The sequence below is a fragment of the Bradyrhizobium sp. USDA 3262 genome (assembly GCF_054060035.1).
In genome coordinates, this window is the sequence record NZ_JBSSCT010000001.1 from 7,756,042 (window position 1) to 7,774,552 (window position 18,511).

Genomic DNA, 18,511 nt, shown 5'->3' on the forward strand with positions numbered 1-18,511 from the left:
TATAAGCACGCGCGATGATCGAGCTTCCCCGTACCCAGGCCTTGCGTTGCTTCATCACGGTTGCCCGTGAGGGCACGGTATCGCGCGCAGCGGCGATGCTGAAACTGACCCAGCCTGCGGTCAGCCTGCAACTGAAGGCACTCGAGGAAAGCACCGGGCTGCAGCTGTTCAACCGCACCCCTGCCGGCTTCACCCTGACCGAGGCCGGCGCCGCGCTGCTGCCGCTGGCGCACCGGGCGGTGGCGGCCGCCTCCGACTTCAAGGCGATGGCGGACTCGCTGAACGAGGCACAGCGCGGCACGCTGCGCGTCGGCACCATCCTCGACCCCGAATTCACCCGGCTCGGACCGTTCGTGCGCAGCCTTGCGATGTCCTCGCAGCGCACCGAAGTCTTCCTGCGCCATGGCGTGAGCGACGACGTGCTGGCGCAGATCGGCCGCGGCGAACTCGACGTCGGCTACTATGTCGACGCCACGCCTCAGGACCAGCTGGCCCATCACAGCTTCACCGAACGGACCATCGCCGACGGCCGCTACCAGCTCGCCCCGCTGCTTTGCTACGACTACCGGGTGATCGCACCGATCGCCTGGCGCGACCGGGTGATGGGCAAGGGCTGGGCCGAGCTCGCCGAGCTGCCCTGGCTGGCGACACCGCCGCACTCCGGCCACCGGCGGCTGCTCGACGACATCTTCCGCCCGCTCGGCGCATTGCCGAAGCGGATCGGCTACACCGACCAGGAAGAGGCGATGATCGACTTCGTCGAATCCGGCCTCTGCCTCAGCCTCGCGCGCGACAACGTGCTGGCGCCGCGGATGGCGCGGCCGCATCAGTTCGTGGTCGCCGACAGGGTGAAGCTGACCTGCGATCTCTCCTTCGCCAGCCTCGCCGCTCGCCGCCAGGAGCCGGTGATCGCCCACGCCTTCGCAAGCGTGCGCGCGGTGTGGAATATCAAGCCGGCGATCGCCGGCGCCGGACCGACGCGGACACGGAAGGTCGCGAAGAACGTGTGAGCGGCGCACGGAGGCGCGGATCAGGAAACGGTTCTGTTTACTTCGATCTCGCGGATTAGACTGGCAGCGACGGAGTGCGGCAGGTCGGCTTTGGGCCAGAAGCAGACAAAGGTCGCGACAGCCGGACGCTTTGATTGTCATTTCGCTCGCTTGAACACCAACTCCAGCGTGATGCCGGCCGGCGTGCGTGGATTTGTTAGTTTCAATTCATCGTCGGTGATCGATGTCACGATGCGGCGTTGATTTGGCGCTCCGACCAAGTTGGGAAACGAACTCGCCTCGATGTTGACGTGGATCGTTTTAGTGCTCTCGTCCACTGTGTATGTTCCGGTGTAGGCAACGACACCTGACGCGATAGCCATGGCCTCCTCGGGGGAAGGACGTGCGGAATCGCCTGATACATACTTTGGAGCGTCGGAGCGCACAGTGATGAAATGGAAGCGGCCATCGGCGGTATAGGTGACAGCGCCTTGCAACTTCGGTCGCTCCACGGCACCGCCATCCTCACGTGTCCCGGTGCTGGATACGTAAATCCAAGTGCCGACCAACTGATCCTTGAGAGACTTTCTTTGGGAAATACTATCGTTCGGGAATGCTACAATCGAAATCAACGCGGCCGCACAAAGTCCAAGTGCATAACGTCTGTTCATGAGACGCCCCCTGCTCTGGCAATGCGGGCAACATTAGTCGGCGTTCCAATTGTCAGCAATGGATCAAAAAGGCGACGTGACGAAAGATGCCACCTCATCAACGAACCAAGACCTAGGCCGCGACGACCAGCGGCCTCGTCATCTCGGCCATTGTCGGCACCAGCGACGGCGCCTCGCAATCCTGCAGCGCGAGCTCGTCGACCAGCTCGCGCAGCCTTGGCGGCAGATCGGCGTAATCGCCGCGCAGGGCGTGGCGCAGCCGCTCGCCAATCTCTTCGCAGATGGCGCGCGCGTGCTCGGACGCAATCGGATGATGCTTAGTCATGGACGTGGACCGCTGGCGATGGCCGCGCGCCGTCCAACTGCACTTCCGCAACCACGGATCCCGCATGTGCGCATGCGATCAAGACGAGGATCCGAACAATGCTGAACATGGTTCGTACTCCCTTTTCCGGTTCTTCAATAACAGCAGGTCGTTGCCGCCCGATTAGGGAAACTGGTTCTCACGGCCTTTAAGGGATTGGTAAACGCGAGGTTCACGACCGGCGGAGCCCGATCAGGTGCTCCGGACGGCGTCGGCCTCGCCATTCCCGTTCGTCGCTCCGGCACCTCTATGTCCCCAATCAGGGGGACAGACGAATCCGGCGGAATCAATATGATGCGCGAGCCGACGGCGGTCGGCTATCATCGGCCGCAGATAAAAAGAACCTGCTGGGAGGATTTGCAATGAAGCTGGCCATGGCCGGACTGTTGACATTTGCGAGCGCGATCCTGATTGCGCCGGGCGCGCGTGCCGACATCAAGGTCGGCGTCGTGGTGTCCGGATCCGGACCGGGCTCGGCGCTCGGCCAGCCGCAGATGCGCACCATCGCCGCGCTGCCGAAGGAGATCGGCGGCGAGAAGGTCACCTATATCGCGCTCGACGACGAGTCCGACCCGACCAAGGGCACGCAGAACGCGCGGCGCCTCGTGATCCAGGACGGCGTCGATATCCTGATCGGCTCCTCGCTCACCCCGGTGACCATGCCGATGCTCGACGTCGCCGTGGAGAGCAAGACGCCGATCATCTCGCTCGCGGCGGCGACCGCGATCGTGCAGCCGATGGACGACCGCCGCCGCTGGGCGTTCAAGGTGGTGCCCAATGACGACCTGATGGCGGCGGCGATCCTGAAATACATCGCCAAGTCCGGCATCAAGACGCTCGGCTATATCGGCGTCTCCGACGGCTATGGCGAAGGCTATTACAAGGAGGTATCGCGGCTCGCCCCTCAGCTCGGCCTCACCGTGACGACGCATGAGGTCTATGCGCGCGCCGACACCAGCGCGATGGGCCAAGCGCTGAAGGTGATCGCGACCAATCCGGAAGCGGTGTTCATCGCCTCCGCCGGCACGCCGGCGGTGCTGCCGCAGGAGGCGCTGCGCAGCCGCGGCTATGCCGGCAAGATCTTCCAGACCCACGGCGTGGCCTCGGAGGAGTTCATCAAGCTCGGCGGCGCCAATGTCGAGGGCGCGATCTTCACCGGCGAAGCCTTCACCATCGCCGACGATCTGCCGGCGAACGATCCGTTCCGCCAGGTGCGCGACGAGTTCGTGTCGTCCTACGAGAAGGCCAACGGCTCGAGGCCGAACATTTTCGGCGCGCATCTGTGGGACGCCGTCACGCTGTTCAAGCGGGCGGCGGCGAATGCGCTGAAGACCGCGAAGCCCGGCACGCCGGAATTCCGCGCCGCGCTGCGCGACGAGCTCGAGCGCGGCAAGGACGTCTACCTGAACAACGGCCTCTCGACGATGAGCCCGACCGACCACAACGGCTACGACGAGCGGTCGGCGTTCCTGATCAAGGTCGAGGGCGGCAAGTTCCGGCTGGTGAGGTAGAGCGTCACTTCTTGCGCGCCACGATGTAGGGGCGGTGATCGTCGCCCCTCGTCGCATGGTTCTCTGCGGCAACAATCTCGAACCCGCCGGCACCCAAGAACTCGCGCAGTCTCTCGGACGTGAACACGCCGGCATGGGGCGCCATTCCGATCGCGCGCATCGCCGGCAGCACAAGCCGGACCAGCGGGTTCATCTCGCCAACACAGGGCGTCTTGGAAATGAAAACGCCATCTGCCACCAGCAGCGCGTGAATCCGGCAGAGAGTGCCATGCAGGTCCCGAATCAGATGGAGGTAGTTGAACCCCAGGATGGCGTCGAACGGTCCAGCGTCGACCGCAGTGGTATCGGCAGTCGCGACCCGGAACGTCAGACCCCGGATAGGCGTCGTCGCGTGCTTCTCATTGGCGATCGCAATCATCTCCGCCGAAATGTCGGTGGCGAGATAACTCTCGACGCCGCCGGCGAGCCGGAGCGCCGTGGTGCCGGTCCCGCAACCGAGCTCCAGCACACGATCGCTGGATTTCAACAGTGCGCGGGTCCGGTCCAGCGTGCGCTCATATTCGGCCGGCGCTGCGACCGGCCGCGCGGCATATTTGCGTGCAGCCCGGTCCCAGAAGCGGGCGTCGCTTTCGATGGTCAAGACGGGCAAATCCTCCGGGCGCGTGCGGGCTCAAAGACCATGAGCAGTCTGCACCCACCCAGGTCAATTCCGTCAAAATGTCGCGCTAGCCTGCTCCAATCTCGAAATCCCCCTGCGTCACACCTTGCCCTTGCCCGCCGCGCAGATACCCTTCAGCGCCTGCCATTCGGCCGCCGACAGCAGCGGCGGACCGTTGGGCCGGCCGGCGGCGTCGGCCTTGTCCATGCGGGCGAGGCGGTCCTCGGTCAAGGGATGGCTGGAGACCAGCGAGAGCCCTTTGCCGCCCTCCTTGCCGGTGACACGGAACATCAGTTCGCCCATCGGCTTGGCCGGACGGCCGAGCTTGTGCATGGTCTCGATCGCGAAGCTGTCGGCATTGGTCTCGGCGTCGCGCGAATAGGACGACGTCACCAGCGAGCGCGAGGCGAAGATCAGCGCCCCCGAGCCGGTGACATCGCCGAACAACAGCCCGATCAGGAACGAGGTGCCGCCATTGTGGATCAGTTCGCGCATGCTGTCGCGGTGGCGGAGATGGCCGAGCTCATGCGCCAGGACGCCGGCGATCTCGTCGGGGTTCTCGGCTTTCTCCAGCAGCCCGTCGAACAGATAGACCTTGCCGCCGGGCAGCGCGAAGGCGTTCGGCACAGACGTCGCCAGCACGCCCGACTGCACCGATGTGTCGAAGCCCGCGGACTGCCGCAACTTGCCGACCAGCTTCGCGAAGGCCGCCTGGCCGGCCGGATTGCTGCAGGGCTTGCCGTCGAACAGCACCTTGACCTGCGCCTCCGCGACATCGCCGATGCGACGCTCGAACGAGTCGGGCACCAGCGGCGTCAGCCGCTCGGCGGCCAGCGGCACGCCGAACAGCACCACCAGCACGATCGACACCGCGGCCGCGAGCGACCAGCCGACGATCGCGGCGACGCCCCTGCGGTTCGGCAGCCCTTCCTCGAGCGCGTCGCAGCGCGCGACGAGCGCGGCGGTCAGCCCGGCATCGCGGATGTCGAGCCGCGCCAGAGGCGGTGCGGTGAGGCAGCTCAGCCGCAACAGGCCGGACGGGCTGTCGGCGCGGCGGATGTCGTGAAACGTCCAGCGCGCCAGCAGCTCGCCGTCTTCCCTGATCTCCAGCGCATCGGACAGTCTGAGCGCGACGATGCGCCGCCGGTTTGTCAGGCCGTCGAAGAAGACGCCGCCGGGATTAGGCAGCGCCGCGGAATTGGTCTGGCCGGAATCGGATTCCATGTAGCTAGAAGCCCCCGACGTCGAGGCCGTCGGCAAAGCCTTCGCCAAGCGCATTGGCCAGCTCGCCGCGCGCGGTGACGTTGGCGGCCGCCCCGATATTGTGCACGATGGTCGACGACAGCACCCGAACCCAGAGATCGCGCATCAGATAGACCCGCAACACCACGTTCAGCGCCAGCGCAAAGGCGAGATAGCCGATGCCGAGCAGCACGATCAGCGGAATGCTCTTGGCGAACGCCTCGGTCCTGAAGAAATCCGCAATCGAGGAGCCGTCCATGCTGGCGACCAGCAGGGTGCAGAGCGCGAGATAGGCCGCGAACAGCAGACCGAGCAGCACGACCCAGCCGATCACCTTCCAGTACAGGCCGATCAGCGCGCCACGGCGGAGGGTGGATTCCAGCCTCACTTCGCCGAAGCGGATGCCCGACAGCCACCAGCGCCACTCGACCGCCTTGAACGCGGCATAGGCGAACGGGGCGAAGATCGTGCTGTAGAGCGCGAACGGCATCAGGACCCAGAGCCACCAGCCCCGCGCGAAGAACTCCCAGCCGCGGCCCTCGAACGAGCCTTGAAGATCGCCGTAATAGGAATGCCGCATCTTGTAGCGTTCGAGCGCCGCCTCGCGCCAGGGCAGCGCGAGGCCGAGCGTGATCACGACCAGCACGCCCCAGAGCGAGGCCTTGAGCGCATAGACCCAGCCCGAGCCGCTCATCCAGAAGCGGACGCCGCGCCACACCGTGCGGGTCAGCCGGTAACGCCGCGCGCGATAGATCGCGAACTGACCGAACAAATAGAAGAAGGCGACCAGCGGCAGCGAGGCGAACGCCTTGAGATGCTCCGCCTCGATGCCGATCAGGAAATAGCCGAGATAGATCGGCACCAGGATCGCGAGCGCGACCAGGAAGCCGATCAGGAGCTCCTTGCCGCGGCCGGTATATTCCGGCGCGTCGCCGTCGATCTGGCTGTTCGACCACAGGTGACGGCGGATGTCGGTGGTGAGCCAGAACCGGTAGAAGCCGACCGTGACCAGTTCGAGCCCGGCGCCGCGCGCGACCAGGCGAAAAAACTCCTTCCGGTTCCCTGAGAACGCCACTGGCATCGGCGGCGGGGCCGGTTGCGGCGGCGGCTGCGGCGGCCCCAGCGGGGTCCAGCTCATGTCGTTCACGGGATGGCTCCTGGACGGGACAATCTCTGGGTATCAAAAGCACAGATTTGTCGTCGCGAGTGTGATCCAGGTTTCACACAAGGTCGAGAGCCGAAGCAGTTTTTTGGCGCGGTGCAGTTGGCTTTGCCTTAACGAGATTGCCGGAAACCGTGTCCGCACTCCGGCAAACCCGCCGCGGTTCACTTTACGAGATGGTCCTCCGGGACGGCCAGGATTGCTCTTCTCGCCGAAACGCGCCGCATCTTGCCGCATGAGACCGCGACCGCAGCTCGCTATCGCAGCTTGCCGAGCCACAGCGCGGTGAGCGCCGAGCGATTGCGCACGCCGAACTTGGCGTAGATCGACTTGACGTGGAAATGCGTGGTGTTCGGACTTTGGTCGAGCCTCTGCGCGATCTGCTTTTCCGTGTGCCCGTCGAGCAGTGCGAGCAACACCCTGCGTTCAGCAGGTGTCAGGGCTGCATTGGCGATCAGCAGGCCGTGGCTGAGCAGTTGCTGACGGTGAAACCATCTCAACCCGCGCATCACGAAGCCCAGACGCTGGCCGTCCTGCGCCGAGAAGCGAGGGGCCTCCGCATCGCGAAACACGAACAGGCGAATCCTCACGTCGTCATTGAGCGCAATGCGCACGGAAATGCTGTCGGCGAAGCCGACGTCCAAATAGTGCCGCCGATAGTGCTCGCCCTCGAACCATTCCGGCGGCAGCGCTTCGAACAACAGGCGGACGCGGAACGGCTCATCTCCCGACATGGAAAGGATCTGAGACAGGTCGACGTCGCGGGACCAGAGCGTATCGAACTGCTTCTGCACGGATGCAGCCACTGCCGGTATCGGGTCCAGCACCCGGACGAGGCGCGGACGCCAACCGAGCAAGGGATCGGCCCGCTTCGGCGAAGGCAATCGCACGACAACACCCCACAGCACATTGCGTGCCGACAACATGGTACGCAGTGCGGCTAGCAGATGTGTCAGTGCGGCGTCGCCGTCGCCGACGGAGAACTCGGCCAGCCGATCCCAGAGTGCATAGACATCTTGATTCTGCGGATTGGTGGAATCCGTGGATAGATACATGTCCCCCCCGAAACAAGTGCGCAGGTCACCGACCTTCGAGCAAGCATAGGAGACACCGGACCACCTTTCTAGGTAGTTCCCAGGCGCATCACGTGGCGCGATATTCAGTGCGGGTGTTGGGAAGACTGGCCTTCTCACCGTCACGATATTCGGAGATTAACGATGCGCACAGCAACGGGCGCGCGCCGGCTTGACACGCCCGACGACGACCGGACGGAGCGGCGGTGGCGTCTCGGCTTTTTCATCGCCCTATCATGCGCCGTTTTGATTGCACTCGCGGTCTTCGCGCAGGAGCAAACTGCTGAAGCGTTGATCCGACCCACTGGCCCGCTGCCGGCGATCAACATTCCCTGATCGAGGCGCTGTTGGCGCACCATTTGCCTGGAGCCGAGATTTCATTTGCATTGGAAGCATGACGCTCGCCAACGCCCAGTCATTAGCCAACTCCTGGAGATCATCATGCGCGCCGTTGCAATTGCTGCGATTGCAAACGCATTTGTCCGGGTATTCCCCGCATCGTCATTGCAAGCAAACGTCCTCAAGCAGACCGCGATGTTCGGTGGAGCGGTCCTCTTGGTGTGGCTGCTGTCGGTGGCTTATGGGCTGGATCTCAGTGCCGGATTCTTCTAGCCGATCAGCATCTGATTTTTGCGTTTGCTTCGGTATCCAGCCCCCTTGAGCCACATGTGCAGGGGTCGTCGCGCTCTTCAGGGGCAAGTTCATAGAAGGACGCGGAAATGCTCTGCTCAGACGTTTTGCTCTGCGGCTCGAAGTCCTGGGTTGAAGCTGCCGGCTATCTCGCATCGCTTCTCGTCCTCGCCACGTTTTGCATGAAGACGATGCTCCCGCTCAGGATCGCGGCCATCTTGAGCAATGTCGCGTTCATCGCATACGCGTTCTTCGACGGCTTGTATCCAATCCTCATCCTTCACTCGGTTCTGCTGCCTCTTAACGTCATCCGAACAGTCCAAATGCTCCGCCTCAGGCGAATTGTGGAGCAGGCATCCAGGGGCGAATTCACAACCGAACCGCTATGTCCGTTCATGAAATCCGCGACGTGGAAGGCCGGGGAGATCATTTTCAGGCAAGGCGATTACGCCGATCGCATCTATCTGCTTGCAAAGGGAAGCGTACGCCTGAGTGAAATCGATCTCGTTCTGGGGGCGGGAGAGCTGTTCGGGGAAATTGGCGTTTTCTCGACGGCACATCAGCGTACCCAGACGGCTCAGGCAATTTCCGATGTCGAGCTGCTCTGGCTCACCGAGCGCGAGCTCGCCCAGGTGTGCCATGCGGATCCTGCCCTGGCTTTCCACTTCCTGAAGCTGTCGATCAACCGCCTGCTGGCCAACACGGGACGCCAGCCGGGTCGTTCTTTCGTGGTCCCGATACCCCCGGCCGGCGAGAACGAGCTTCGAACCCTAACGAGGGAAATACATACTTACCGATCAGGTGATGGAACGACCAGCAAGGACGCCGCCGCAAGCGAGGACAGGTGCGATGAACAGATGGATCTTGTCGGCATGCCTTCTGGCGCTCACGGCAGCTCCGGCTGCTGCCGTCGACGTGCGGCTGGATTCCTATCGCAATCCGAAAAATGAGAACTTTCGCATCTTCAATCATATGTACCTGGACGGCGTCAGGGGCGGCCTGATGGCTTCCAATGCCTGGCTGAAACGGCATGGCGGCCAATTGTTGTTCTGCATGCCCGACGACCTTGCACTGAGCAGGGAGCAGACCGAAGAGATCATGCTGAAGTCCGCCGACAAGCGGTCGGCGAAAGGCGAGATGGTGATCGCTCTCCTGCTGCTGTGGGGGATGCAGGACACCTACCCCTGCGAAAAACCCGCCGGCGAGAAAACCGGCAGTCAATAAACCGCGCCCGCGCCGTTCGCACGCCGCCGCCCGACCAAATCAAACGCCGTTTCAAACGGGGCGTGGTCGCCGCCGCGGCCCCTTCGCCACCGGAAAGGCCCGGATTCGGCCGCTTTGGCCTGACATCAATGCGGCCAAATACGCGTCGAGAGCCCTTGCGCAAACCGCCGAATGGGAATGTAATTCGGTAAAACATGCCGCGCCGGCCATGCCCCGGCAGCTCAAACGGTTGAGGAGCCGCTCATGCACGGGACCATCGATCTCGTCGACAACACGAATCTGGACGCCGCACGCGAACGCGCCAATTCGCTTGCGCTTTCGGACTACGATCCCGGCAATCCCGAGCTGTTCAAGACCGATACCTTCTGGCCGTATTTCGACCGGCTGCGCCGCGAGGATCCGGTGCACTACTGCAAGGACTCGATGTTCGGTCCGTACTGGTCGATCACCCGCTACAACGACATCATGGACATCGAGACCAACCACTCGGTGTTCTCCTCGGCCGCCTCGCTCGGCGGCATCACCATCCGCGACGTGCCGCCGGATCTGCGCCGCGAAAGCTTCATCGCGATGGACCAGCCGCGCCATTCCGCGCAGCGCAAGACCGTGGCGCCGATGTTCACGCCGACGCACCTCGACGAGCTCGCCACCAACATCCGCAAGCGCTCGACCGAGTGCCTCGACAATCTGCCGCGCGGCGAGGTGTTCGACTGGGTCGACAAGGTCTCGATCGAGCTGACGACCCAGATGCTCGCGGTGCTGTTCGACTTCCCCTGGGAGGACCGCCGCAAGCTGACGCGCTGGTCCGACGTCGCGACCACCCTGCCCGGCGCCGGCGGCCTCGTCGCCACCGAGGACGAGCGTCAAGCCGAACTGATGGAATGCGCGAGCTATTTCGCACGGCTGTGGAAGGAGCGCGCGGGCCAGCCGCCGAAGAGCGATCTGCTCTCGATGATGGCGCACAGCGACGCCACGCGGAACATGGACCCGAAGAACTTCCTCGGCAACCTGATCCTGCTGATCGTCGGCGGCAACGACACCACGCGCAACACGCTGTCCGGCAGCATCTATGCGCTGAGCAAGCATCCGGAGCAGTACCGCAAGCTCAAGGAGAACCCGGCGCTGATCGACAGCTTCGTGCCCGAGGTGATCCGCTGGCAGACGCCGCTCGCCCATATGCGGCGCACCGCGCTCGCCGACTACGAGTTCCGCGGCCGCCAGATCAAGAAGGGCGACAAGGTGGTGATGTGGTACGTCTCGGGCAACCGCGACGAGGAAGCGATCGAGAAGCCCTACGAGTTCCTGATCGACCGCGCCCGGCCGCGCACCCACATCTCGTTCGGCTTCGGCATCCACCGCTGCGTCGGTCTGCGGCTCGCCGAGCTGCAGCTCAAGATCATCTGGGAGGAAATCCTTAAGCGCTTCGACACCATCGAGGTGGTGGACGAGCCGCAGCGGGTGTATTCCAGCTTCATCAAAGGCTACGAGACGCTGCCAGTGCGCATCGCCGCCTGACGCATGACGATAGCAACGAGGTGACTCTTAACTGCGACCACGAAGGAGATGCGCCCCCTCTCCCGCTTGCGGGGGAGGGCTGGGGTGGGGGTGCCACCGCAGAGGTAGTCTTCCCGTGGAGAAAGCCCCCACCCGGATCGCATCTCGCGATGCGATCCGACCTCCCCCGCAAGCGGGAGAGGTAGGAACTGCCGCCGGAGCTGATTGAGATGAACGTCCAGACCGCCATCCGTGCCGACCGGGCCGAGCTGCTGCGCCAGGCCCGCGAGGAAGCCTATTCGACACCGCTTAGGGATTTTCATCCCGGCGCGCCAAAGCTGTTCCAGAACGACACGCTGTGGCCGTGGTTCGAGCGGCTGCGCAAGGAAGAGCCGGTGCACTACTGCACCAATGCGCCGATCGAACCCTATTGGTCTGTCGTGAAGTATAACGACATCATGCATGTCGACACCAGCCACGGCATCTTCTCCTCGGACTCCACGCTCGGCGGCATCTCGATCCGAGACGTGCCGCCCGGCTACGACTATCCGAGCTTCATCGCAATGGACCAGCCGAGGCACGCCCATCAGCGCAAGACCGTGTCGCCGATGTTCACCCCCACGCATCTCGACGAGCTGGCAAAGCTGATCCGGCAGCGTTCGGCCAGCGTGCTCGACAATCTGCCGCGCAACGAGACCTTCAATTTCGTCGAGCGCGTTTCGATCGAATTGACCACCCAGATGCTGGCGACGCTGTTCGACTTCCCCTGGGAGGAGCGGCGCAAGCTGACGCGCTGGTCCGACGTCTCCACCGCGCTGCCGAAGAGCGGCATCGTCGACTCGCCGGAGCAGCGGCGGCAGGAGATGGACGAGTGCTACGCCTATTTCTCGAAGCTCTGGAACGAGCGCGTCAACTCGGCGCCGCGCAACGACTTGCTGTCGATGATGGCGCACAGCGACGCCACGCGGCACATGGACCCCGACAATCTGATGGGCAACATCATCCTGCTCATCGTCGGCGGCAACGACACCACGCGCAACACCATGAGCGGCTCGGTGCTGGCGCTGCACGAGCACCCCGACCAGTTCAGGAAGCTGAAGGACAATCCGGCGCTGATCGACACCATGGTGCCGGAGGTGATCCGCTGGCAGACGCCGCTGGCGCATATGCGGCGCACCGCCCTTCAGGACACCGAGATCGGCGGCAAGACGATCAGGAAGGGCGACCGTGTCGTGATGTGGTACGTCTCCGGCAACCGCGACGACGAGGTGATCGACCGTCCGAACGAGTTCATCATCGACCGCCCGCGGCCGCGCATCCACCTGTCGTTCGGCTTCGGCATCCACCGTTGCGTCGGCATGCGGCTCGCCGAGTTGCAGCTTCGGATTGTCTGGGAAGAGATGCTGAAGCGCTTCGACCGCATCGAGGTGGTCGGAGAGCCGAAGCGGGTCTATTCCAGCTTCGTCCGCGGCATCGAGAACCTGCCGGTGCGGATCCCGGGCTGAAGCCTAGATTGTCCTTGGCTGCACCTGCGATCGGCCCTATGTCTGCCTGATGTGGTTGACCCGCCGCCCCAAGCCGTCGCCTTTTCGGTGTGCTGTGCGGCGGCGTCTTGCAGTTTGGGCCAGTTGACGGAACATGAACCGAAAAGAACGGCGTGCGGCTGGTAAGCGACGGGATGAGTCCGCCAAGAACGCACCAGCCTTCGCCTCTGCAGGCGTCAGCATTGCCGATCTCGCCGCCGAGGCCAGCCGCTTCTACGGGATGCGCCGCTTCAACGAAGCGCAGGAGATCTGCCGGCAGATTCTCGCGCGCGAGCCTGGCCATGTGCAGAGCCTCAATCTTCTCGGCCTGATGGCGCAGGCTGCCGGCGATCACCGGGCTGCCGCGAAGGCGTTCGCGAAAGCGATTGCTGCGGACGAGGTGAACGCCGCCTGCCATTACAACGCCGGCAATTCGTACCAGGCGCTGGGCAATCGCAGCAAGGCGGCCGCGCATTTCAGCAAGGCGCTGGCGCTCGGCATGGATGCGAAGGCCGTCGGCTTCATCCTGCAAAGTCCTGTCGTCACCAGCTATGTCGGGCGGATTGCAAGCAAGTGGCCGCTGCCGGTGGCAAGCTCCGAATTGTTCGGCAGCGAGGGCATCGCACCGCTTGCGCGCGACCTGTTCCTGCGCTCGGCGATGGAAGCGACGACGCTGGCAAGCATGCAGCTCGAGGTGCTGCTCGGATATGCGCGGGCCGAGCTGCTGCGGCTCGCGAGCAAGCCGGATCAGGATGAAGTCGACGACGATATCGTGGCCTTTGCCTGCGCGCTCGCCCGGCAATGCTTCATCAACGAATATGTCTATGCGCAGACCGAGGCGGAAAGCGAAGGTGCCGGCGCGCTGCGCGATCGATTGCTGCAGGACCTGGCATCAGGCTCTGCGATCTCGCCGCTCACGCTAACCGTGGTGGCGGCCTATTTTCCGCTTCATACCCTGCCCGCGGCGGACGCGTTGCTGCGCCGGGATTGGCACGCGACTGTCGCCGGCCTGTTGCGGGTGCAGCTTCGCGAACCCCGCGAGGAGATGGAAGAGCGCAGCACCATTCCAACGCTCACACCGATCAAGAACAGCGTGTCGGTCGACGTGATGCGCCAATACGAGGAAAATCCCTATCCGCGCTGGACCGTCAACCCGCTGACGGCATTCGCCGCCGATCGGGCGCGGGGACGAACCGTCGCGAGCACGGAGCAACAAGCTGAACGGGATATCCTGATCGCCGGTTGCGGCACCGGCTCGCACGCGATCCAGATCGCGCAGGTCTATCCCAATGCCCGCTTGCTCGCCGTCGACATCAGCATGACCAGCCTCGCCTATGCGCGCCGCAAGACGCGGGAGCTCGGCTTGCGCAACATCGACTATGCGCAGGCGGACATCCTGGAATTGGGCTCGATCGGCCGCAGCTTCGACAGCATCGAGTCGGTCGGCGTGCTGCATCATCTTGCCGAACCCTTGGCCGGCTGGCGCGTGCTGGTTTCGCTGCTGCGGCCGGGCGGCACGATGCGCATCGGGCTCTACAGCAGTCTGGCGCGCCGCGTCATCGTCGAGGCCCGCGATCGCATCGCGGCGCGCAATTATCGCGCCACCGCCTACGACATCAAACGCTGCCGGCAGGACATCTTCCGCGAAGCCGACAAATGGAAACCGCTGATCGGCGCCAAGGATTTCTACAGCATGAGCGGCTGCCGCGATCTGCTGTTCAACGTCATGGAACATCGGCTCACGATTCCCGAGATCGCGACATTCCTCAGCGAACACGGCCTGACGTTCGAGGGATTCGAGCCGTTTGACGATCCGGCGGTGCTCGAACAATTCCGCAAGAAGTTTCAGGGCACGGCCGACGAGACCAATCTCGATCAGTGGCACCGCTTCGAGGTCGATCACCCCGAGACGTTCTGGGACATGTACGTTTTCATGGCGGGCAAGAGCGCGCGCTGACGGCAAGCTGCTAGCGCATGATAACGTTGGGCCGAACTGGCGACCGCGCATGAACTGCGCTCCCTCTCCCGCTTGCGGGGGAAGGCTGGGGTGGGGGTATCGCCGCGAATCCCACCGTGGAGAGAGCCCCCACCCGCCGCGCTCCGGACGACGCTCCGCGTCGCTCGGCGCGCGTCGGCGCGCGTCGGCCTCCCCCGCAAGCGCAGGGCTATCGCATTTCGTGGCGGTGCCCTCGTGGCCATCCTTCGAGACGCCCGCCTTCGACGGGCTCCTCAGGATGAGGTCTTGTTTTGCGGCACAATAGTAGACCCTCATGGTGAGGAGCGCCGCTTGCGGCGCGTCTCGAACCACGAGGCCAAGCACTTGCGCGGTCGCCAAGGGGCATCTGCGATAGCCCTGCCCGCAAGCGGGAGAGGCCAAGCGAGTCTGCGGTTCGGCCGATTCAACCAAGATTTTCGCGCGCTAGCGCGCGTGCTGGCCCTTGCTGGTCGGCAACGGGCAGTTGGTGCAGACCCTGTCGTCGCACATCCGGCAGATCGTGAAGCGATCCATCTCGGAGGTGTCCTGCCTTGCCAGCAGCTCGCGGATCAGCGTTGCAAGCTGCTTCCTCTCCGTCGACGACAGCACATCCAGCAGCGACGTCACGGCCGAAATCCGCGACGCCAACAATTCGTTCCGCGACGCGGCGCCTGACGCCGTCAGGTGCAAGGCGACCTCGCGGCCGTCCTTGCCCGCCCGGCGTTCGACCAGCCGATCCGAAACCAGCCGATCCACCAGGCGGACCGTTCCGGAGTGCGACAGGCCGAGGATCCGCCTCAGCTTGTCGTTGGTCATGCCTTGGCCATAGCCGATGACGATGAGTGCCGCGGGCGTTTCGCCGCCGCGGCCGACGACCTCGCGCGCGCCTTGCTCGATCCGATCCATGACGGCGAGCGACAGCGCGCCCAGCAGATTGGCGATTCCGTTTTCCATGCGGAGAATAATATGTGCGCTGCGCACAAAAAACAACTTGACCAGATATGTGCGCTACGCACATATTGAGCCGGGACAGCAACGACGGCAAGAATGGAGAGCAGCGATGACGACCCGAAGCACCGCACTGGCAACGCCTGACGCATCCGGCAGCGAACCCGCCCTGAAATACGTGCAGGCCAACGGCGTGCGGTTTGCCTATCTCGAACAGGGCAGCGGGCCGCTTGTCCTGTTCATGCACGGCTTTCCCGACAACGCCTGGTCGTACCGAAAGCAGCTGCAGGTGTTCGCGGATGCCGGATATCGCGCGGTCGCACCGTTCCTGCGCGGCTATGCGCCGACCGAGATTCCGGCCGACGGCATTTTCGATCCGATCGCGCTGGGCCAGGATCTCGAAGCATTGATCGCGGCGCTGAGCGACGACGGACGAGCCTACGTCGTCGGCATGGATTGGGGCGGTACGTCAACCTTCCAGGCGCTGGCCACGGCGCCATCGGCGATCAAGGCCGCCGTGGTCATGAACACCGCGCACCCGATCACAATTCCAAGCCTCAGGAGCGATCCCGATGCCGTTCGATCGGTCTTCCATGTCTATTTCTTCACGGTGCCTGGCGCTCACTCGGCGGTCAACATCGAGGGACTTCCCTTCGTCGACTACCTTTGGAAGTTGTGGTCGCCGACCCTGCAGAACGACGAGCATCTCCGCTCGGTCAAGAAGACGCTCAGCTCTCCCGGCACCATGAAGGCGGCGCTGAAATACTACAACGGCCTGGTCGATGCGGGTGTTGCGGGCCGGTTGCCAATCAACGACATGCATACGCCGACGCTGACGATCTATGGCGGCAACGATCCGACAGCGCGGTATTCGATCAAGGAAGAGCCGCTCTTCAAGGGGCCACATCAGCGCATTGTCCTGCCCGATGTCGGCCATTTCCCGCACCTCGAGCGCGAGGCCGAGGTCACAGATCTGATCATGAACTGGTTCACAACGCACGCCACCGACTGAACGGGCGTGCCGCAAGCAGCGGCCGCGTCAGTCAATATCTTTCAAATTTTTCCGAGAAGGAGTGCGCGCAATGGACGCCACGACACAGCAGCAATACGCCGAAGCATTTCACCGACTTCACAAGCAGGGCGATCCGCTCGTCCTGTTCAACGCCTGGGACGTCGCCACCGCCAAGGCAATCGCGAAGGCCTCACCGGCGGTGGCGACCAGCAGCGGCGCGGTCGCGGCCGCACTCGGCTACGCCGACGGCGAAAATGCCCCGCTCGACATGGTCGAAGGCCTGGTCTCGCGGATGACCGCGTCGGTCGCGGTTCCGGTGTCGATCGATCTTGAGGCGGGATATGGCGACACTCCGGATGCCGCCGCGCATTCGGCGGCGAGGATCCTGAAGGCCGGCGCGATCGGCATCAATATCGAGGACGGGCTTGTTGGCGGAAAACGGCAGCTCGTCACTCCGGAGCAGCATGCCGCGAAGATCAGGGCGGTGCGGGACGCCGCGCAACAACTCGGCGTTCACCTCTTCATCAATGCGCGAACCGATCCGTTTCTGCTGAAGTTCGGCTCGCCCGAGCAATGCCTGAATGAGGCGGCGAGGCGTGCAAAAGCCTATGCCGATGCCGGCGCTGACGGAATTTTTGTGCCGGGGCTCACCGACCTTTCGCTGATCGAGAGGTTCGTTCAGCTCACGCCGCTGCCCGTCAACATCATGGTGACGCAAGGCGTGCCCGAAATCCCGGAACTCGCCCGTGCCGGTGCTCGCAGGGTGAGCCTCGGGCCGTGGCCGATGATGGCGGCAATGCGTGTCATCGGACAGGCGGCAGCCGCGGTCGCCACGAGCAAGCAATACGGCGCGTTTCTACAGCCCAACGGTTGAGCCCGTGAGCGCAGGCGATGCCACGGTCCGGCCGGACCATTCAGTCCGTGCCGGCCGGACGACCAGGTTCATGAACGAATTAGTCACTCGATCACTTCGTCTGCGCCGCTGACGACTGAAGCAGAGAACTCGTGGCCGAGCAGTTTGGCGGTCTTCAGGTTGATGACGAACTCGACCTTGGTGACCAGCTGGACCGGAAGATCGGCGGGCTTCTCACCCTTCAGAACCCGGCCGGCGTAGACGCCCGCGCGTCGATGCGACTGCACGAAATCTCCGCCGTAGCTCATCAAGCCGCCGGCCGTCGGGAAATCCCGGGTCTGCGTGATTGCGGGCACACGATACTTCAGTGCGAGATCGGCCAATCGCCGGCTGCGAAATGCAAAATAGGGATCGGAGGTGAAAACAAGCGCGTTTGCCGACTCTCTCGCGACCGAAGAGAATACGGATTCGAACTCCTCTTCCTTGCTTGCCCGCAATATCTGCAGATGGACCCGCAAGGTTTCGGCGGCGGCCTGAAGCCTCTGCAGTTGCGAGCCGGCGGTTGGACTTGTCGGGTTGGTCACGACTCCCAATGTTGTCGCCGCCGGCAGGAGTTCGTGCATCAACTCGAGCCGCTTCGGCGACACGTCGACGCTCAGGCTCGAGACTCCCGTGATGTTGCCTCCCGGCCGCGACAGGCTGTCCACCACACCCAGCTGAACGGGGTCGCCGCCCATCTCGAAGACGATTGTCTTGGTGACGCCGGCAGCCTTGGCGGCAAGCGCGACGGGCGCGCCGCCGGGCGCAACCACCACATCGACGTTGCGCGCGATCAATTCGCCGGCCAGCGCGGGTAACTGGGCATATTGCCCATTGGCCCAGCGATATTCGATCGCGACATCGCGGCCCTCGACAAAGCCGGCTTCATGAAGTCCCTGGTGGAAAGCCTTCAGCCGGCTGCCAAACAACTCCGGCGATTCCGGACAAAGATAGCCGATCACAGGCATCGACGGCTTCTGCGCGTGCGAAGATGTGGTCCAAGCCGCGGCGGCGGCCATCAACAACAGGACCTCACGCCGGCTGGCGCGTCCGTGCGATGTTGCTGCACGAGAGTGAACGCAACTCATGCTCTATCGACCCGCTGGCGTTCGCCGCCAGCGGAAGTATATCCCACGATCCGAA

The 18,511-nt window shown here is 63.8% G+C and carries 19 protein-coding genes; 11 read left to right on the top strand and 8 right to left on the bottom strand.

Translation table 11 applies throughout. The features are described 5' to 3' along the window. The first annotated feature begins 14 nt into the window (after positions 1-14). The gene (locus ACVWYP_RS36655) at positions 15-1,010 is read left to right on the top strand and encodes a LysR family transcriptional regulator (RefSeq protein WP_304496740.1); all 996 of its coding nucleotides are present in this window, start codon (positions 15-17) and stop codon (positions 1,008-1,010) included. 137 nt (positions 1,011-1,147) lie between these two features. On the opposite strand, the gene ACVWYP_RS36660 is transcribed toward ACVWYP_RS36655, so the two are convergent. Both ACVWYP_RS36660 and ACVWYP_RS36665 read right to left on the bottom strand, forming a co-directional pair. Further along, positions 1,148-1,660 carry a lipocalin-like domain-containing protein gene (locus tag ACVWYP_RS36660; protein WP_304496741.1) on the bottom strand — a complete coding sequence of 171 codons (513 nt, stop codon included), beginning with the start codon at positions 1,658-1,660 and terminating at the stop codon, positions 1,148-1,150. A gap of 112 nt (positions 1,661-1,772) precedes the next feature. After that, positions 1,773-1,985, bottom strand: a complete 213-nt coding sequence (locus ACVWYP_RS36665) for a hypothetical protein (protein WP_304496742.1) — start codon at positions 1,983-1,985, stop codon at positions 1,773-1,775. Between the two features lie 401 nt (positions 1,986-2,386). Here ACVWYP_RS36665 and ACVWYP_RS36670 point away from each other — a divergent pair, with 401 nt between their 5' ends. Continuing rightward, complete coding sequence (locus ACVWYP_RS36670; protein ID WP_304496743.1) at positions 2,387-3,535, top strand: ABC transporter substrate-binding protein; 1,149 nt, start codon at positions 2,387-2,389, stop codon at positions 3,533-3,535. 4 nt (positions 3,536-3,539) lie between these two features. Here the strand turns inward: ACVWYP_RS36670 and ACVWYP_RS36675 are convergent, their stop codons facing one another. The 4 genes from ACVWYP_RS36675 to ACVWYP_RS36690 form a co-directional block, all read right to left on the bottom strand. After that, positions 3,540-4,175, bottom strand: coding sequence for a class I SAM-dependent methyltransferase (locus ACVWYP_RS36675; protein ID WP_304496744.1), 636 nt, complete (start codon positions 4,173-4,175; stop codon positions 3,540-3,542). Positions 4,176-4,292: 117 nt separating this feature from the next. Beyond that, positions 4,293-5,417, bottom strand: coding sequence for a M48 family metallopeptidase (locus tag ACVWYP_RS36680; protein WP_304496745.1), 1,125 nt, complete (start codon positions 5,415-5,417; stop codon positions 4,293-4,295). 4 nt (positions 5,418-5,421) lie between these two features. After that, the gene (locus ACVWYP_RS36685) at positions 5,422-6,573 is read right to left on the bottom strand and encodes a DUF898 family protein (RefSeq protein ID WP_304500364.1); all 1,152 of its coding nucleotides are present in this window, start codon (positions 6,571-6,573) and stop codon (positions 5,422-5,424) included. A gap of 281 nt (positions 6,574-6,854) precedes the next feature. Next, on the bottom strand, positions 6,855-7,796 hold the full coding sequence (locus tag ACVWYP_RS36690) for a helix-turn-helix transcriptional regulator (protein ID WP_456684275.1): 942 nt from the start codon (positions 7,794-7,796) through the stop codon (positions 6,855-6,857). 18 nt (positions 7,797-7,814) lie between these two features. On the opposite strand from ACVWYP_RS36690, the gene ACVWYP_RS36695 reads away from it, so the two are divergent. From ACVWYP_RS36695 to ACVWYP_RS36725, 7 genes are all read left to right on the top strand, one after another. Beyond that, positions 7,815-8,006, top strand: coding sequence for a hypothetical protein (locus tag ACVWYP_RS36695; protein WP_304496747.1), 192 nt, complete (start codon positions 7,815-7,817; stop codon positions 8,004-8,006). Between the two features lie 105 nt (positions 8,007-8,111). Then, positions 8,112-8,282, top strand: coding sequence for a response regulator (locus tag ACVWYP_RS36700; protein WP_304496748.1), 171 nt, complete (start codon positions 8,112-8,114; stop codon positions 8,280-8,282). A gap of 107 nt (positions 8,283-8,389) precedes the next feature. Further along, entirely contained in the window at positions 8,390-9,250 is an 861-nt protein-coding gene (locus tag ACVWYP_RS36705; protein ID WP_304496749.1) for a cyclic nucleotide-binding domain-containing protein, read from the top strand. A 52-nt stretch (positions 9,251-9,302) separates the two neighbouring features. Further along, positions 9,303-9,524 carry a hypothetical protein gene (locus tag ACVWYP_RS36710; RefSeq protein WP_304496750.1) on the top strand — a complete coding sequence of 74 codons (222 nt, stop codon included), beginning with the start codon at positions 9,303-9,305 and terminating at the stop codon, positions 9,522-9,524. Positions 9,525-9,767: 243 nt separating this feature from the next. Beyond that, the gene (locus tag ACVWYP_RS36715) at positions 9,768-11,039 is read left to right on the top strand and encodes a cytochrome P450 (RefSeq protein WP_304496751.1); all 1,272 of its coding nucleotides are present in this window, start codon (positions 9,768-9,770) and stop codon (positions 11,037-11,039) included. Between the two features lie 209 nt (positions 11,040-11,248). Next, positions 11,249-12,523, top strand: a complete 1,275-nt coding sequence (locus ACVWYP_RS36720) for a cytochrome P450 (protein ID WP_304496752.1) — start codon at positions 11,249-11,251, stop codon at positions 12,521-12,523. A 133-nt stretch (positions 12,524-12,656) separates the two neighbouring features. Next, the gene (locus ACVWYP_RS36725) at positions 12,657-14,498 is read left to right on the top strand and encodes a class I SAM-dependent methyltransferase (protein ID WP_304496753.1); all 1,842 of its coding nucleotides are present in this window, start codon (positions 12,657-12,659) and stop codon (positions 14,496-14,498) included. Between the two features lie 462 nt (positions 14,499-14,960). Here the strand turns inward: ACVWYP_RS36725 and ACVWYP_RS36730 are convergent, their stop codons facing one another. Further along, entirely contained in the window at positions 14,961-15,470 is a 510-nt protein-coding gene (locus ACVWYP_RS36730) for a MarR family winged helix-turn-helix transcriptional regulator (RefSeq protein WP_028342477.1), read from the bottom strand. Positions 15,471-15,576: 106 nt separating this feature from the next. Between ACVWYP_RS36730 and ACVWYP_RS36735 the strand changes: the two genes are divergently transcribed. Further along, the gene (locus ACVWYP_RS36735) at positions 15,577-16,476 is read left to right on the top strand and encodes an alpha/beta fold hydrolase (RefSeq protein ID WP_028342478.1); all 900 of its coding nucleotides are present in this window, start codon (positions 15,577-15,579) and stop codon (positions 16,474-16,476) included. A 70-nt stretch (positions 16,477-16,546) separates the two neighbouring features. Further along, positions 16,547-17,350, top strand: a complete 804-nt coding sequence (locus tag ACVWYP_RS36740) for an isocitrate lyase/PEP mutase family protein (protein WP_304496754.1) — start codon at positions 16,547-16,549, stop codon at positions 17,348-17,350. 83 nt (positions 17,351-17,433) lie between these two features. Here the strand turns inward: ACVWYP_RS36740 and ACVWYP_RS36745 are convergent, their stop codons facing one another. After that, positions 17,434-18,387 carry an ABC transporter substrate binding protein gene (locus tag ACVWYP_RS36745; protein ID WP_439711218.1) on the bottom strand — a complete coding sequence of 318 codons (954 nt, stop codon included), beginning with the start codon at positions 18,385-18,387 and terminating at the stop codon, positions 17,434-17,436. Positions 18,388-18,511: the final 124 nt, after the last annotated feature.

Excerpts from the sequence above, each read along its gene's own strand:
- ACVWYP_RS36655 (WP_304496740.1), top strand. The coding sequence starts at position 15 with ATGATCGAGCTTCCCCGTACCCAGGCCTTGCGTTGCTTCATCACGGTT.
- ACVWYP_RS36660 (WP_304496741.1), bottom strand. The coding sequence starts at position 1,660 with ATGAACAGACGTTATGCACTTGGACTTTGTGCGGCCGCGTTGATTTCG.
- ACVWYP_RS36665 (WP_304496742.1), bottom strand. The coding sequence starts at position 1,985 with ATGACTAAGCATCATCCGATTGCGTCCGAGCACGCGCGCGCCATCTGC.
- ACVWYP_RS36670 (WP_304496743.1), top strand. The coding sequence starts at position 2,387 with ATGAAGCTGGCCATGGCCGGACTGTTGACATTTGCGAGCGCGATCCTG.
- ACVWYP_RS36680 (WP_304496745.1), bottom strand. The coding sequence starts at position 5,417 with ATGGAATCCGATTCCGGCCAGACCAATTCCGCGGCGCTGCCTAATCCC.
- ACVWYP_RS36685 (WP_304500364.1), bottom strand. The coding sequence starts at position 6,573 with ATGAGCTGGACCCCGCTGGGGCCGCCGCAGCCGCCGCCGCAACCGGCC.
- ACVWYP_RS36695 (WP_304496747.1), top strand. The coding sequence starts at position 7,815 with ATGCGCACAGCAACGGGCGCGCGCCGGCTTGACACGCCCGACGACGAC.
- ACVWYP_RS36700 (WP_304496748.1), top strand. The coding sequence starts at position 8,112 with ATGCGCGCCGTTGCAATTGCTGCGATTGCAAACGCATTTGTCCGGGTA.
- ACVWYP_RS36705 (WP_304496749.1), top strand. The coding sequence starts at position 8,390 with ATGCTCTGCTCAGACGTTTTGCTCTGCGGCTCGAAGTCCTGGGTTGAA.
- ACVWYP_RS36710 (WP_304496750.1), top strand. The coding sequence starts at position 9,303 with ATGGCTTCCAATGCCTGGCTGAAACGGCATGGCGGCCAATTGTTGTTC.
- ACVWYP_RS36715 (WP_304496751.1), top strand. The coding sequence starts at position 9,768 with ATGCACGGGACCATCGATCTCGTCGACAACACGAATCTGGACGCCGCA.
- ACVWYP_RS36720 (WP_304496752.1), top strand. The coding sequence starts at position 11,249 with ATGAACGTCCAGACCGCCATCCGTGCCGACCGGGCCGAGCTGCTGCGC.
- ACVWYP_RS36725 (WP_304496753.1), top strand. The coding sequence starts at position 12,657 with ATGAACCGAAAAGAACGGCGTGCGGCTGGTAAGCGACGGGATGAGTCC.
- ACVWYP_RS36730 (WP_028342477.1), bottom strand. The coding sequence starts at position 15,470 with ATGGAAAACGGAATCGCCAATCTGCTGGGCGCGCTGTCGCTCGCCGTC.
- ACVWYP_RS36735 (WP_028342478.1), top strand. The coding sequence starts at position 15,577 with ATGACGACCCGAAGCACCGCACTGGCAACGCCTGACGCATCCGGCAGC.
- ACVWYP_RS36740 (WP_304496754.1), top strand. The coding sequence starts at position 16,547 with ATGGACGCCACGACACAGCAGCAATACGCCGAAGCATTTCACCGACTT.
- ACVWYP_RS36745 (WP_439711218.1), bottom strand. The coding sequence starts at position 18,387 with ATGGCCGCCGCCGCGGCTTGGACCACATCTTCGCACGCGCAGAAGCCG.